At 42.8% G+C, this 15,807-nt stretch carries 12 protein-coding genes; 6 read left to right on the top strand and 6 right to left on the bottom strand.

The features are described 5' to 3' along the window. Window positions 1-130: 130 nt before the first annotated feature. Genes D1136_RS05265 through D1136_RS05255 form a run of 3 tightly spaced genes read right to left on the bottom strand, consistent with a single transcriptional unit; the run spans window position 131 to window position 2,606 of the window. A complete protein-coding gene (locus tag D1136_RS05265) occupies window positions 131-1,090 on the bottom strand; it encodes a glycosyltransferase family 2 protein (RefSeq protein ID WP_161876586.1) in 960 nt (319 codons plus the stop codon). A gap of 26 nt (window positions 1,091-1,116) precedes the next feature. After that, a complete protein-coding gene (locus tag D1136_RS05260) occupies window positions 1,117-1,635 on the bottom strand; it encodes a DUF4199 domain-containing protein (RefSeq protein WP_161876585.1) in 519 nt (172 codons plus the stop codon). Between the two features lie 11 nt (window positions 1,636-1,646). Continuing rightward, window positions 1,647-2,606 (bottom strand): glucosaminidase domain-containing protein, encoded by a 960-nt coding sequence (locus tag D1136_RS05255; protein ID WP_237566992.1) that lies wholly within the window; start codon window positions 2,604-2,606, stop codon window positions 1,647-1,649. A gap of 65 nt (window positions 2,607-2,671) precedes the next feature. Between D1136_RS05255 and D1136_RS05250 the strand changes: the two genes are divergently transcribed. Then, window positions 2,672-3,133, top strand: a complete 462-nt coding sequence (locus D1136_RS05250; RefSeq protein ID WP_161876584.1) for a cytidine deaminase — start codon at window positions 2,672-2,674, stop codon at window positions 3,131-3,133. Between the two features lie 2 nt (window positions 3,134-3,135). On the opposite strand, the gene recR is transcribed toward D1136_RS05250, so the two are convergent. Continuing rightward, window positions 3,136-3,747: a recombination mediator RecR gene (gene recR, locus D1136_RS05245; protein WP_161876583.1), complete on the bottom strand. Its 612-nt coding sequence runs from the start codon at window positions 3,745-3,747 to the stop codon at window positions 3,136-3,138. A 12-nt stretch (window positions 3,748-3,759) separates the two neighbouring features. Then, a complete protein-coding gene (recJ, locus tag D1136_RS05240) occupies window positions 3,760-5,505 on the bottom strand; it encodes a single-stranded-DNA-specific exonuclease RecJ (RefSeq protein ID WP_161876582.1) in 1,746 nt (581 codons plus the stop codon). A gap of 244 nt (window positions 5,506-5,749) precedes the next feature. Here recJ and lysS point away from each other — a divergent pair, with 244 nt between their 5' ends. The 3 genes from lysS to D1136_RS05225 are packed head-to-tail and all read left to right on the top strand — an operon-like array spanning window position 5,750 to window position 9,687. Beyond that, complete coding sequence (gene lysS, locus D1136_RS05235; RefSeq protein ID WP_161876581.1) at window positions 5,750-7,474, top strand: lysine--tRNA ligase; 1,725 nt, start codon at window positions 5,750-5,752, stop codon at window positions 7,472-7,474. Window positions 7,475-7,477: 3 nt separating this feature from the next. Continuing rightward, on the top strand, window positions 7,478-8,479 hold the full coding sequence (locus D1136_RS05230; RefSeq protein ID WP_161876580.1) for an NAD(P)H-dependent glycerol-3-phosphate dehydrogenase: 1,002 nt from the start codon (window positions 7,478-7,480) through the stop codon (window positions 8,477-8,479). Window positions 8,480-8,499: 20 nt separating this feature from the next. Next, window positions 8,500-9,687 (top strand): hypothetical protein, encoded by a 1,188-nt coding sequence (locus D1136_RS05225; RefSeq protein ID WP_161876579.1) that lies wholly within the window; start codon window positions 8,500-8,502, stop codon window positions 9,685-9,687. Window positions 9,688-9,770: 83 nt separating this feature from the next. On the opposite strand, the gene recQ is transcribed toward D1136_RS05225, so the two are convergent. Then, complete coding sequence (gene recQ / locus D1136_RS05220; protein WP_161876578.1) at window positions 9,771-11,954, bottom strand: DNA helicase RecQ; 2,184 nt, start codon at window positions 11,952-11,954, stop codon at window positions 9,771-9,773. 242 nt (window positions 11,955-12,196) lie between these two features. Here recQ and D1136_RS05215 point away from each other — a divergent pair, with 242 nt between their 5' ends. Continuing rightward, the gene (locus D1136_RS05215; RefSeq protein WP_161876577.1) at window positions 12,197-13,162 is read left to right on the top strand and encodes an SIS domain-containing protein; all 966 of its coding nucleotides are present in this window, start codon (window positions 12,197-12,199) and stop codon (window positions 13,160-13,162) included. Window positions 13,163-13,233: 71 nt separating this feature from the next. Next, window positions 13,234-15,726: a DUF5686 and carboxypeptidase-like regulatory domain-containing protein gene (locus tag D1136_RS05210; protein WP_161876576.1), complete on the top strand. Its 2,493-nt coding sequence runs from the start codon at window positions 13,234-13,236 to the stop codon at window positions 15,724-15,726. Window positions 15,727-15,807: the final 81 nt, after the last annotated feature.

The following is a 15,807-nucleotide window of genomic DNA, read 5'->3' as shown; positions in this document are numbered from 1 at the left end:
ATCGACTATTGTTTAAAATATACATGTTGACACAGGAGGTAAGTGTAAGATGTATGTAAATACCATATTATTTTCTGCTTGTATCAGCATTGGCGAATATTGCCAAATGCGGATTAGGCTACTCAATACCTTATTTTTGTCCGATTTCTTTTTCAATCAAATAGACATTCCGGTCGGTTGCGGAACGGGATACCAGTTCGGCAACAAAACCGGCCAGAAATAGTTGGGTACCCAAAATCATACAAACCAAGGATATATAGAAATAAGGATTGTCGGTTACCAACCGGGCCCGGATGTCGTGGGTAATGCAGTACAGTTTTTCTATACCGATCCAGGCAGCAGCACAAAATCCGATGATGAATAATAATGTGCCGATGGCTCCGAACAGGTGCATCGGTTTTTTTGCGAAACGGGTGATGAATGTGATGGAAAGCAGGTCCAGTACTCCGTTGATAAAGCGGTTTAATCCTCCGAATTTGGTTACTCCGTATTTGCGGGCGCGGTGTTGCACTATTTTTTCACCAATGCGGGTGAAACCGGCCTGTTTCGCAATAATGGGAATATACCGGTGCATTTCTCCATACACTTCAATGTTTTTGATGACCCTGTTTTTATAAGCTTTCAGTCCGCAATTGAAATCATGCAGACGGATACCTGAGAATTTCCGGGCTGTGGCATTGAATAGCTTGGTGGGAATTGTTTTGGAGAGAGGGTCGAAACGTTTCTTTTTCCATCCCGATACCAGGTCGTAATCTTCTTCTGTAACCATTCGGTATAATTCCGGAATCTCGTCGGGGCTGTCCTGCATGTCTGCGTCCATGGTAATCACCACATCTCCCTGGGCCGCCTGAAAACCACAGTGCAGTGCAGCGGATTTTCCGTAATTCCGCCGGAATTTGATGGCTTTGATATGTGAATTTTTTTCGGCCAGTTCTTCAATTTTTTGCCATGAACCGTCGTTACTACCGTCATCAATCATAATGATTTCGTAGCTAAAATGATGGGTGTCCATGACGCGTTCAATCCAACTGGTCAGTTCGGTTAAAGACTCGTCTTCATTAAATAAGGGGATTACCACTGAAATATCCATGATGTAAAAAGAATTTTAACGGTGAATTAGGATTGCCGGGGTGTACGGAGCAGAAATGCCAGAATGAGAGAAAATACCGTTCCGGAAAATGTTCTGTTCACTATCTCCTGAAAAGCTACTGTTGTGGCGGTCATCTGTTGTTTGGCCAATGCGATGAACTGTTTCCAGTCGGAATTAGAAGGCAGTGTTTCATGCAAGGCCTCTTCCATCCGGACGGTATAGTTTTCCAGTAAACCGGGGTTATTATGGTATAAATAATAAACAAACAGACTATAAGTGAAGGCGGCTGTCGCAACAATGTATACACTTGCGCCGAAGGCATGGCCGTAGGTAAGCGGTTGGTTTATTTGTTGCTGGTATTTTTTTACGCCGATAAACAGCCCCGGAATGGTAAGGAATAGTATCATCCGGTCCATCTCTGGGTTTAAACTGACAGAGCGTCCGTTTTTATAAAAAATACAGGCTGCCAGTATATAGGTTACTCCCATTAACAAACCGAAAACAGCGTTTTGGGACCAAAAGATATTTTTGTTTTTTTTTTCCATGTTTTCCCGGATTAAAGGATATCGGCTTTTTTCCTTAAAAATATTTTTTCGCCTTCGGTCAGAGGGGTGTCGGCTGTCAAATAGTTGTAGTTGATGATGTTTTTAAGCCTCACACCGTATTGTTGGGAAATATCATAGAGATTATCTCCTCGTTTTACCCGATGAAATTCATATCCGCGTGCAGCTTTGTTTTTTTTCTTTTTCAGAAATACAAGCTGACCGGTTTTTAGGGAAGTATCTTTTTTGTCATTATAGGCTAATATTTTTTTTAGTTTAATGCCGTAATACCGGGCTATTTTTTCAAAAGAATCTCCGGCAATTGCTTCGATGCAGATGATGCCATTTCTCATTTCTTCGCGGTTGCGGTAGCTGATATTGCCGGGACGGTTTTGTGAAGCTATGCTTTCGGCAAATTCTTCTACCGAGATGCTTGGAGTACCTCCGCCAGTGTGTTTTACGGTGTGGTCGTATTTATAGAGTTCTTCTTCCTCGATGATTTTAATCAGCATTTCGGCATATCTGGGATTGGTTGCATATCCGGCTGCTTTTAATCCTTTTGCCCAGGCTTTGTAATCTGTTGCCGGTAGATTGAAAAGTCCGGCATAACGGGGACGGGAAGTAAGAAATTCACTATGGTCGATCCACGATTGTTCCGGGTTTTTGTATTTCCGGAAGCATTCACCTTTTTCGTCGTCATCCATGAAATAGGTTCCCCCTTCCCATCCGTTGTGACATTTGATTCCGAAATGATTGTTGGCATTTACCGCCAATTCGGATTTACCACAACCGGATTCGAGAATGCCCTGGGCTAAAGTGATGCTGGCCGGAATTCCTGTCCGTTCCATTTCGCGGATGGCAATATGCTTATATTTGCGGATAAATTCTTTCCTGGTTTCTGCCAGGGTATTTAAGGTCAGGAGCAATAGTATGCCGAGAGGCAGTGTATAGAAAATAAATTTGGAATTTTTCATTTTTTGCTTTTCGTTTTTCTCTTCTTCTTTTATCTTAGAGGGTGTAAAATTAATAAAAAATAGTGATGGATAAAAGAGAACTGACTATAGATTACTTCCTCTTCCCGAATCGTTTTCCTGCGGAATATGAAAATTTGTGCCGGAAGGCCATAGAAGCATCGGCGTGTTCTTACAGTGTTTATTCGGAGTTTGCTGTCGGTGCTGCCCTGTTGTTGGAAAATGGAGAAATCGTGACGGGAAGCAATCAGGAGAATGCGGCTTATCCCAGCGGTATGTGTGCGGAGCGAACCGCTTTATTTTATGCCGGTGCTGCTTTTCCGGATATTCCGGTGAGGGCTTTGGCTATTGCCGCTTGTTATAAGGGGCTTCCCCGGGAGAATTTTGTACCGCCTTGCGGAGCTTGCCGTCAGGTTATGGCAGAGACCATTAAGCGGTATAATCAGGATTTTGATGTCGTGATGATCGGACAGAAAGAATCGGTGATGTTAAAGGCTTCCGCCCTTTTGCCCTTTGCCTTTTCTTTTTGATTTTATCCATTATAACTGAACCGTACCCGGTTGACAATGGAGCGTCCCAAAGTCAGTTCGTCTGTATATTCCAGGTTGTTGCCGATAGAGATACCTTTGGCAATGGTGCTGATGATGAGATTTTCTTTGTTTTTGAGTTTTTTGAAAATATAGTAAGCGGTTGTGTCGCCCTCGATTGTTGCGCTCAAAGCAAATATAATTTCCTGAACCGGTTCCTGTTCGGTTCTTGCCAGGAGCGAAGCGATGGTTAAGTCTGCCGGTCCTATGCCGTCCATCGGAGAGATGATGCCTCCCAGGACATGATAGAGGCCGTTGTATTGGGAGGTGGCTTCAATGGAAAGGATGTCCTTGATGTTTTCCACGACGCAAATACGTGTCCGGTCGCGTCTGGGGTCTGCACAAATTTCACATGTATCGCTGTCGGCTATGTTGTGGCATACATGACATTCTTTGATGTTTTTTTTCAGAGCTTCTATGCTTTGGATGAAGTGGCTGATTTCCCCGGCATCTTTTTTCAGCAGGTGAAGGACGAATTTTAAAGCGGTTTTTCTCCCTACTCCCGGAAGGGAAGCAAATTGGTCAACAGCCTTGTCTAAAAGTTTGGAAGAGTTCAAATCAACGGAGTTTTAGTTTTGCAGTTCGGTCTCTTTATCTTCTTTGAAATGGATGTCTCTGATCATCATTTGTATGTCGCTTTTCCCCATAAATTCGTTTTCCTGAAGGGTATAGCAAATGTCGAAATAATTTCCGGAGCTTACTTTTTCATAACAATATCCCATACTGAATCCTATACCGCACCGGTCATTGCAGGCACGGGTGTCATCCACTACCACTAATTTCAGGTGTTCGTTGTTTCGTCCCACTTTTTTCGTTCCGATGAAGTTGACGACATTTTCTGTCAGAAAGACCGGAATGGTATTGTTAGGACCAAAGGGAGCGAATTTTTGCAGCATATGGTAGAAATCGGGAGTAATATCGCTCAGTTTAAGCCGGGCATCTATATTAATTTGGGGGGTCAGCATTTCCTGGTTGATGGTTTCCCGGACTATTTGTTCAAATTTTTCTTTAAAAAGTTCCAGGTTTTCCCGCTTTAAAGTTAATCCGGCTGCATATTTATGTCCTCCGTAGTTTTCCAGGTATTCGCTGCATTGAGAAATCGCATAATAAAGGTCAAACCCTTCTACTGAGCGGGCGGAGCCGGTTACAAATCCATTGGATTCTGTCAGGATGATGGTTGGACGGTAAAAAGATTCTGTTAGGCGGGAAGCTACTATTCCAATCACTCCTTTGTGCCAGTGGGGATTGAACAGTACGGTTGTTTTTTTCAAGGACTCGATTTCGGATTGTCTGATGTGCCGGATGGCTTCTTCAGTAATGTCATGGTCCAGTTTTTTGCGCTGGTCGTTGAAATTATTGATGTCGCTGGCAATTCCGTCAGCAGAGAATTTTTCGTCGGCCGTCAGCAGTTCCACGGATTTCCGTCCGGATTCAACCCTTCCCGCTGCATTGATGCGGGGGCCTATGCGGAAAACAATATCGTTAATGCTGATTTCTTTGTCAATGCCGGCCATTTTGATAATGGTTTTCAGTCCCAGGCTGGGATGGGTGTTGAGTTGTTGCAGACCGTAATAGGCCAGAATCCGGTTTTCACCTGTAATGGGTACGATGTCACTGGCAATGCTGACACAGAGCAGGTCCAGCAGCTTGTACAATTCGGACATGGGCAGATTGTGCTTCAAACTATGGGCTTGCACCAGTTTGAAACTTACTCCACACCCGCTCAGCCATTTGTAGGGATACGGACAGTCGCTCCGTTGAGGGTCCAGTACTGCCACTGCTTCCGGGAGATAGTCTCCGGGTGTATGGTGGTCGCAAATGATAACGTCTACTTTTTGAGAACAGGCATATTTTACTTTTTCTACCGCTTTGATTCCGCAATCAGTGATCAGCATTAAAGAAAAGCCGTTTTGGGCGGCGTAATCTATCCCCTTGATGGAAACTCCATAGCCTTCGGTATAACGGTCGGGAATATAATATTCTAGGTTTTCGTAATGACAGCGGCTTTTTAAATATTTGTAGAGTAAGGCAACGGCTGTCGTTCCGTCAACGTCATAATCTCCGTAAATGAGGATTTTTTCATCCTGGGCGATAGCACGGTCCAACCGCTCAACCGCTTTGTCCATGTCTTTCATTAAGAAAGGGTCGTGGAGCATGTTGAGGGACGGATTAAAAAACGCCTGTGCCTGTTCCGCACTGACGATACCGCGTTGCAGCAATAAATTTGCTATAACTGGGTGACAATTTAATTTTTTTGCAAGTTCTTGTATCTTAGTTTCCTCCGGCGGAGTATGAATAACCCATCTTTTTTTCATTATACTTTTTTCCAATTCTGCTACAAAGTAGCGGAAATTCCTTGTTATTTCAAAGTTTAATTTGGAATAATTTTATATAACCGGAGAGAAAAAATGAGGATAATAATTAAGCCGCTCACTCCCAAAATATTAGTTATATTCGCGGTGGTTTTTTGCTTTTAGAGGGAGAAAATAGTAATTTTGCGTACTTGTTTGTTAAGAAGAAATGAGTGATTTATAGTGAAATAATTAAAAATATACAAAAATGAGTTTTACTGAATTAAGTGAACAGGAGATTATCCGTAGGAATTCACTGAATGAACTGGTAAAAATGGGGATAGAAGCCTATCCGGCTCCGGAGTTTAAGGTGGATGCCCATGCGGTGGACATTAAAGAACGGTTTGATGATAATGCAGAACCTCGCCAGGTGGTGATTGCCGGAAGAATGATGAGCCGGCGGATTATGGGTAAAGCTTCATTTTTTGAGTTGCAGGATGCAACGGGACGCATTCAGGTGTATGTCAGCCGGGATGATATTTCCAGAGATGAGACGGCTACGGAATACAATACGGTATTTAAAAAATTAATGGATATCGGGGATATTGTGGGAGTGAAAGGTTTTGTATTCCGTACCCAGACCGGAGAGATCTCCGTGCATGCCAGGGAAGTGGTTATGTTGTCCAAATCCCTGCGTCCTTTGCCTGTCGTAAAAGAGAAGGACGGCAAATTGTTCGATGCTTTTACGGATGCTGAGCAACGTTATCGTCAACGTTATCTGGATTTGATTGTTAATCCCCAGGTGAAGGATGTTTTTATCAAACGGACGAAAATGATTAATGCCATCCGTCAGTTTTTTAATTCGAAGGGTTATCTGGAAGTAGAAACCCCGGTGTTGCAGGCTATTCCGGGCGGAGCTTCGGCGCGTCCTTTTATTACCCATCACAATGCATTGGATATTCCTTTGTATTTGCGTATTGCCAATGAATTGTACCTGAAACGTCTGATTGTTGGTGGTTTTGAAGGGGTATATGAATTTTCACGGAATTTCCGGAATGAGGGGATGGACCGGACACATAATCCGGAGTTTACCTGCATGGAGATTTATGTGGCGTATAAGGATTATCTTTGGATGATGAACTTTACGGAGGAAATGATAGAAACTGCGGCATTGGCCATCAACGGCACTACCACGGCGGTTATCGGAGAGAATAGGGTTGATTTCAAACGTCCGTTCCGTCGTGTCCGGATGGCTGATGCAATCAAGGAGCATACAGGATATGATATAGAAAAGATGTCTGAGGATGAGTTGTTTGAAGCCTGCGTAAAGATGGATATTCCGGTGGATAAGACTATGGGTAAAGGAAAGTTGATTGATGAGATTTTCGGGGAGAAATGTGAGGCGCATTATATACAACCTACTTTTATTTATGATTATCCGAAGGAGATGTCGCCATTGACGAAAAAGCACCGGGAGAATCCGGAACTGACTGAACGGTTTGAACTTTTTGTGAATGGAAAAGAAGTGGCAAATGCATATTCAGAACTGAACGATCCGATTGACCAACTGGAACGTTTTCAGGACCAGTTGAAGCTGCAGGAAAGGGGAGATGACGAAGCGATGTATATTGATTATGATTTTGTGCGGGCACTGGAATATGGAATGCCTCCTACTTCCGGAATGGGCATCGGTATTGACCGTTTGTGTATGTTCTTGACGAATAGCCCTTCTATCCAGGATGTATTGTTTTTCCCTCAAATGAAACCGGAGAAAAAACCGGTAGTGGACAGTGACGATAAGTTTGAGGAGGCAGGGGTTGCTAAAGAGTGGATTGCTGTATTGAGAAAGGCGGGTTATCAGACTGTGGAGGCGTTAAAAACGGTGGAGAATCCGAATAAGTTGCACCAGGAGTTATGCGGGGTCAATAAAAAGGAGAAATTAGGATTGACTGGTTTGACTCCGGAGGTAGTAAAGGCATGGTTAAATCAATAAAAGATGAAGATACCTGAGAATCCGAGGATAGCTATTGTCGGGGGGGGGAGCTGGGCTACGGCTATTGCTAAGATACTGACGGAAACCAATGAGCACATCAATTGGTTTATGAGGAATATAGAGACAATCAATGCTTTTAAGGAATTGAAGCACAATCCCCGGTATTTGTGTGCTGTGGATTTTGATTTGTCTAAGATTACTTTTACGGACGATTTGGATTGGCTGATTGCTCATTCCGATATTATCGTGTTTGCCATTCCCAGTGCATTTTTGAAGAATGTGGTTTCCCGGGCCAGCCGGTCTTTGAAAGATAAGATAATAGTCTCTGCCATTAAAGGACTGATTCCGGATGACAATCTGATTATCGGCGAATTTTTCCATCAGCAGTATGACGTACCCCTGGAACAGATTGTAGTGATCTCAGGGCCTTGCCATGCCGAAGAGATTGCTTTGGAACGATTGTCTTATCTGACGTTTGCCAGTAATGATGTTCGCATTGCCCGGTTGGTTTCGCAGTTGTTTAGTTGTCATTATGTGAAAACTTCGGTTTCTGACGATATTTACGGAACAGAATATGCGGCAGTGATGAAAAACATTATAGCTATAGCTGTGGGAATATGCCATGGTTTACGCTATGGGGATAATTTTCAGGCGGTGTTGGTTTCCAATGCCATTCAGGAAATAGAACGTTTTGTTGCTGCCGTTCATCCCATAGAGCGGGATATCAAGAGTTCTGCTTATTTAGGGGATTTGCTGGTCACGGCATACTCTCAGTTTAGCCGGAACCGGACTTTCGGGACCATGATCGGGAAAGGGTATTCAGTGAAATCAGCCCAAATGGAGATGCTGATGATTGCTGAAGGGTATTTTGCCGTGAAGGGTATCAAAGAGATTAATGACAATTATCATGTGCACATGCCTATCACGTCTGCTGTGTATAATATTTTATATGAACGGATCAGTCCCCTTCTGGAAATCCGGCTGCTGACAGAAGAGCTGAGGTAAGGGGTTAAAAGTACCGGTTTATGTTTATTTGTATTGAAGTTGCTGACAGGAAAACGGAGGAGGCTTTTATAGAATTGCCTGTCCGGTTGTATCGGGGAAATCCGTATTGGATACGTCCTTTGAATGATGATATTTGTAAAGTATTTGACAGAGAGAAGAATCCTTGTTTCCGGGAAGGAGGGGAATGTGTACGGTGGTTGCTCCGAAATGAAGAAGGAGAATACGTCGGTCGCGTAGCTGCTTTTGTCAATAAAAAAACTTGCGGGTTGGATAAATATACTGTAGGGCAAATGGGTTTTTTTGAGTGTATAGACGATCGCCAGGCTGCTTTTATGTTGTTTGATAAATGCCGGGAGTGGTTGGAAGAGCGTGGAATGGAAGCCATGGAGGGCCCGGTTAATTTCGGTGAACGGATAGAATGGTGGGGATTGCTGGTGGATGGATATGACGAGTGTCCGGTTTATGCGATGCCTTATACTAAACCCTATTATGTGAGATTTTTTGAGGAGTATGGTTTCCGTGATTATTTCAAGCAATTTACCTATCGCACGCGGTTAGTTATGGAGAGTTTGTCCAAGATTGTAGTTTGGAAGGCTGACCGTATTCTTCAAAATCCGGACTACTCGGTGCGTACTTATGGTGATATTGGTAAGCAAAAAGCCATAGATGCTTTACTGACTGTGTATAATAAAGCCTGGAACCTGGAAGTGCATGGAGTGGACGGAATTACCCGCGAACAGGTGGAAGCCCTGTATCGGAGTCTCCGGCCTATTATTGATAAGGAATTGATTTATTTTGCTTTTTATCAGGATGAACCCATTGGTTTCTTTTTGATGTTTCCTGAAATAAATCAGGCTGTAAGACACCTGAATGGGAAAATGAATGTGTGGGGGATATTGAGGTTTATGTACCATCTGAAAGTAAAAAAAATCAAAGTTGCCCTGGGACAATTGTTCGGGGTCGTGCCGGAATTTCAAGGTAAAGGGGTGGAAGCGGCTATGATTAAACGGTTTACTGAACGCATCATTGAAGACGGGCATAAATACGATTATCTTGAATTGAACTGGATAGGGGATTTTAATCCTCCTATGATTCATTTGATGGAATATATAGGGGCTAAGACTGTCCGTACCCATATCACTTATCGTAAGTTGTTCCGTGATGATATACCTTTTACCCGGTCGGTTGATAAAGTGACAGGTTCTTGAAAATAACTCAGGGGCCGGCGTATCGGTTAAGAAATACCCCGGAAGGTTATATCTTCCGGGGTGTTTTTTGGGGATGTATGTTTTTAATTTCCGTGTTTGGAATGGAGTTTCAGGCGCATTAAGCGGAGGTCTTCTTCTGCATAGTCGCCCTCAAATTCATCAAAGGCTTCTGAAATGTTATCGGAGGTTGCTTCCATAAAATAGTTCATGATTTCCTCCTGTTGCTCTTCATCGAGTATATTGTTGATGTAGTAATCAATATTCAATTTGGTTCCGGAAAAAACAATTGCTTCCATTTCTTTGATGAGTTCATCATAGGAAAGTCCCAGAGTAGAGGCAATATCTTCCAGGTCGATCTGGCGGTCGATATTCTGGATGATATACACCTTGAATTTGGATTTATTGGCCACTGTCTTGACTACCATGTCCTGGGCGCGTTCGATTTCATTATCTTCCACATATTGCCGGATTACCTCCACAAATTCTTTGCCGTATTTTTGCGCTTTACCGGCTCCTACACCCTGGATGTTTGCCAGTTCTTCCAGAGTTATGGGGTAGTTGGTACACATATCTTCCAGGGAAGGGTCCTGGAAAATCACATAAGGCGGCAAGTTGTTGGTTTTCGCGATTTTTTTGCGCAAATCTTTCAATATGGCGAACAGGGTGCTGTCTAATGCTGAGACACCGCCTTTTTCCTGTATCTTCTCTTCTTCTTCGTTTTCGTCAAAATTATGATCTTCCATCAACATAAAACTTTTAGGTTTATCCAAAAATTTCTGTCCCTCTTCGGTCAGTTTGATGACTCCGTATTGTTCAATATCTTTTTCAATAAAAGAACTGACTAATGCTCGTCTGTAAACCATGGTCCAGAATTGGCGGTTCTTTTCGGCTCCTGCTCCGAATAATTCCAGTTTGTCGTGTTTATACGATTTTATGGCAGTATCTGCTTCACCGACCAGGATGTTTACCAGATGTTCGATTTTGAATTTTTCTTTCACATCGTTTACCAATGTCAGGGCATCTGTCATATACTCTTTCCCTTCAAATTCTTTTTTTGGATAGAGGCAATTGTCACAGCTTCCGCAGTTGTCTTCCTGGTAGCTTTCGCCGAAATAGTGGAGCAATACTTTACGGCGGCAAAGCGAGGTTTCCGCATAAGCAACCGTTTCCATGAGTAACTGTTTGCCGATTTCCTGTTCTGCAATGGGTTTCCCTTGCATGAATTTTTCCAGTTTCTGGATATCCTTGTAACTGTAATAGGTCAGGCAAACCCCTTCGCCTCCGTCGCGTCCAGCGCGTCCGGTTTCTTGGTAATATCCTTCGAGGCTTTTGGGAATATCATAATGGATAACGAAACGTACGTCCGGTTTGTCAATTCCCATACCGAAAGCGATGGTAGCAACGATAATGTCCACTTCTTCCATCAGGAATTTGTCTTGATTGGCACTTCGGGTGGCTGCATCCATCCCGGCGTGGTAAGCTGCGGCTTTGATTCCATTGATGTTCAGGACTTCGGCCAGTTCTTCCACTTTTTTGCGGCTCAGGCAATAGATGATACCGGATTTTCCTTCGTGGTTTTTAATGAATTTGATGATGTCTTTGGTTACATCTCCCTGTTTCGGCCGTACTTCGTAGTACAGGTTTGTCCGGTTGAAGGAAGATTTGAAAACCTTGGCATCCATCATATCCAGATTTTTTTGTATATCGTTTTGAACTTTCGGAGTAGCTGTAGCTGTCAGGGCGATGATGGGAGCTTTTCCTATTTCTTCTACGATCGGACGGATTTTCCGGTATTCTGTCCGAAAGTCATGGCCCCATTCCGAGATACAATGCGCTTCGTCTACAGCAAAAAAAGAAATTTTAATTTTTCTCAGAAATTCTATATTGCTTTCTTTCGTGAGGGATTCGGGAGCTACGTAAAGCATTTTCGTTTTTCCACTCAAAATGTCTTCTTTGACATTCAGGATTTCGTTTTTAGTCAAGGAAGAATTTAAAAAGTGGGCCACTCCTTCTGCCTCGGAAAAGGAACGCATGGCATCTACCTGATTTTTCATTAAGGCGATCAAGGGGGAGATGATAATGGCCGTACCATCCAGCAATAAAGCCGGTAATTGGTAACACAAGGATTTACCTCCTCCCGTAGGCATTAATACAAAAGTGTTCTTTCCGTCCAGCACGTTTTTGATAATGGCTTCCTGATTTCCTTTAAAGTGGTCGAAGCCAAAATACTCTTTTAATTTTGCATGTAAATCAATCTGCAATCCCATTGTATTAATAAAATTTTTTTGCGCTCCTTTTTTCAAGGATTTGCAAATTTATAACTTAATTCGAATGAACAAACAAAAATGGCACAATAAATGTTAGCACTACTTAGGTAAATGAATGATAAAAAATCCTACATTTGCCCTTAGTAAAGTTATAGTAAAAAATTATTGTCACAATAATTTTTCAAATATTTTTTGGGGTGGATTTTCAGGCTGAGAATGAATGTTTTAAAATTTCGGTTGAAATGATTGATATAAAAGAGATTGCCAAAAAAGTAATTGCGGAGGAAGCTTCGGCGGTGCAACGTCTTGCCGGCTTTATTGATGAGGATTTTGAGAAAGTGGTGGAATTGATTTATAAAAGTAAGGGGCGTGTGATTGTGACAGGAATCGGAAAAAGTGCCATTATTGCTCAGAAAATCGTAGCGACCTTGAATTCAACCGGCACTCCCTCGGTGTTTATGCATGCTGCCGATGCCATTCACGGAGATTTGGGTATGATTTGCCAGGATGATGTGGTGATTTGCATTTCCAAGAGTGGAAATACTCCTGAAATTAAGGTTTTGGTACCTTTAATCCGGAATGTGGGGAATGAACAGATTGTTGCTATGGTTTCCAATACAGATTCTTTTCTGGCTCAAAATGCTACTTATGTATTGAAAGCCTGTGTGGAACGGGAGGCTTGTCCCAATAATCTGGCACCGACCAATTCTACAACAGCCCAATTGGTGTTGGGGGATGCTTTGGCTGTATGCCTGATTCAGTGCCGTCATTTTTCCAGCCGGGATTTTGCAAAATACCATCCGGGAGGTTCTTTGGGCAAGCGTTTGTATACCAGGGTTTCGGATGTGTTTGACCGGGAGAATACACCTCGGGTGGCATTGGAAGATAGCATTCGGAAAGTGATACTGGAGATGTCCGGCGGACGTTTGGGGGCTGTGGCTGTAACCGGTAGTGAAGGAAAATTGTTGGGTATTATCACTGATGGGGATTTGCGGCGTATGTTAGAGAAATACGAGGATGTCGACGGACTGAAAGCAGGAGATATTATGTCGGTGTCTCCCAAAACCATAGCAGAGGATGAGCTGGCTTATAATGCTTTTCAGAAAATGGAAAAAAATTGTATCACTCAGTTGGTCGTGGTTTCTGAAACAGGGATTTACAAAGGCATGGTGCATATTCACGATATATTGAGGGAAGGGGTGGTTTGATTTAGGTGGAATAAAGGCAACAATATAGTGAGAGTATTGCAGATATAAAGTGCCGGAAACGGTTATGGAGCATGCAAATAAGTAAATTTATCATTCCCATTCTGTTTGTTTTAGCGGGAAACCTTACTTTGGCCCAAAGTACAAGAGTGCGGGGTAAGGTGACTGATGCTGAAACGGGAGAGGTTTTGCCTTTTGTAAATGTTTTTTTTAAAGGAACGACGGTAGGTATGACTACTGACTTTGAAGGAAACTATTATCTGGAGACCCGTGAGGAGGTGAGTGAATTACAGGCTTCTTTTGTCGGCTATGTTTCTCAGACGGTAGAAATTGTCCCGGGGAGCTATAATTCTGTTGATTTTCAGTTGAGGGCGCAGACTTTCGAGCTGGTGGAAGTGAAAGTCACCCCCGGAGAAAATCCGGCTCATGCTATTTTGAAAAGGGTGAGGGAAAATAAATTCCGGCACAATCCTTCCTTGTTTCCCCGGTATTTTTGCAAGACTTATACCAAAATGGAACTGGACCTGACTAATATTAAGCCGGGATTCAAAAACAAGAGGTTGCAAAAAAATTTCGGTTTTATTTTTGATCACATGGATACTTCTGTTATCACGGGAAAGGCTTATTTGCCGGTGATGATTTCTGAAGCTTCAGCCGATTATTATTTCCGAAAATCTCCGTCCTTATCCAGGGAAATTGTGAAAGCCAGCCGTATTTCCGGGATAGAAGAAGATTATTCTTTGGCGCAGTTTACCGGTCATTTGCATGCGAGTGTGAATTTGTACGACAATTATATAGATATTTTTGAAATTCATTTTGCCAGTCCTTTGTCCGAACACGGTTTGCTTTTCTATAAATATTTCCTGGTGGACAGTCTGCAGATAGATGGTCGTAAGACTTATAAAATCCGTTTTCATCCTAAGGCTTTCTCCACTCCGGTATTGGATGGGGAATTGAATATTGATTCCATGACCTGGGCTTTGCAGTCGGCTCATGTGAAGATGGTGAAGGGATTGAACGTAAACTGGATTCGTCATCTAGTGCTGGATAATGAGTATCAGTTGATTGGGGATTCGGTGTGGTTTCCCCGGCAAGATAAGATTTTTGCGGACTTTTCCATCATGATGTCCGACTCCTCAAAGATGGTTTCCTTCCTGGGGCACAGGCAGGTAAATTATTCCGATATTCAGTTTCATGCGGAGATTCCGGAAAGGGTGTTGAAGATGGATAATAATGTGATGATTGACCATGATGTGTTGAAAAACGAGGAAAGCTATTGGGATACACTTCGGCCTTATGCTTTGAGTGATAAGGAAAAACAAATCTACGGGATGGTGGATTCGGTGAAAAATGTGCCGTTGTATCAAAATATTTATACGGTTGTAAGTATGATTTTGGGCGGTTACTACGATACTCGGTATGTGGAGTGGGGACCGTATTATAAATTGTTGAGTTTTAATGAACAGGAGGGATGCCGTTTTCAACTGGGGGTCAGAACGACTACCGATTTCAGTAAAAAAATCCGGCTGTCCGGCTATTCGGCTTATGGGACGAAAGATTGCCGGTGGAAAGGCGGTGGTAGTGTAGAATATGCGTTTCGTGATTTGCCGACCTCTAAATTGATGGTCTCATTTAAACATGATGTGGTACAACTGGGTGCCGGTATGAATGCCTTTACTGAAGGAAATATCCTGAGTTCTATTTTTTCCCGGGGCGATAACGACCGGTTAAGTATGGTTAATCAACTGGATGTTAATTATGAGAAAGAGTGGAGGCAGGGGTTATCCAATGCGTTGGGGGTTCAGGTCAGAAGTATTTTTTCCAATTCTTTTGTTCCTTTTATCCGTCCGTCCGGAAAGGAGATGGCTTCCATTCAATCCACTGTTTTGCGTTTGAATACCCGGTTTTCGAGGAATGAAGTCGTTATGCGCAAACCGTTTGATAAATATAGTATGGGTTCTGATTATCCGATTGTAGGAATTGATTTGGCCATGGGTATCAAAGGTCTATCGGATAATGACTGTGAATTTTACCGGATGGTTGGTTCTGTCAATTATGATTTTCAGATTTCGCCTATCGGGAAATCCAAGGTTGTGCTTACCGGCGGGAAAATATTGGGGAAGGTGCCTTATCCTTTATTGAAACTGCACGAGGGGAATGCGACTTATTTTTACGACCCGTATGCTTTCTCCTGTATGAATTATTATGAATTTGCTTCGGATACGTGGCTTTCTCTTTTCTATGAGCATCATTTCAAGGGCTTTTTTTTAGGTAAAATACCCTTGATGAAAAAACTGAAATGGAGGGAGGTATTTGTGTTTAAGGGATTGATCGGCACATTGTCTGACAAAAATAACGGGAGTCTTCCTGACACAAGGGCAGTTTTGCTTTTTCCGGAGGGAATGACTTCGGTTTCCAAGCCTTATTTTGAGACGGGGGTTGGGATAGAGAATATTTTCAGGTTGTTCCGGGTAGATGCCGTTTGGCGTTTAACTCACCGGGAAAGCCCTCCCGGTCAGAAGATTCAGAATTTTGCAGTTAATGTATCGGTGTATTTGAACTTCTGATGTTTCTCTCCAGCGACTTTATGCCCCGTTGCTTTGTAACTCAGCAACTCTTTTTTATCTTTGCTTTCTAAAACGTTGGAC

The sequence above is a fragment of the Odoribacter sp. Z80 genome (genome assembly GCF_009935865.1).
Classification (GTDB): Bacteria; Bacteroidota; Bacteroidia; order Bacteroidales; family Marinifilaceae; genus Odoribacter.
Note: the sequence above shows the minus strand (reverse complement) of the source record. Positions and strands in the feature narration are given on the sequence as shown.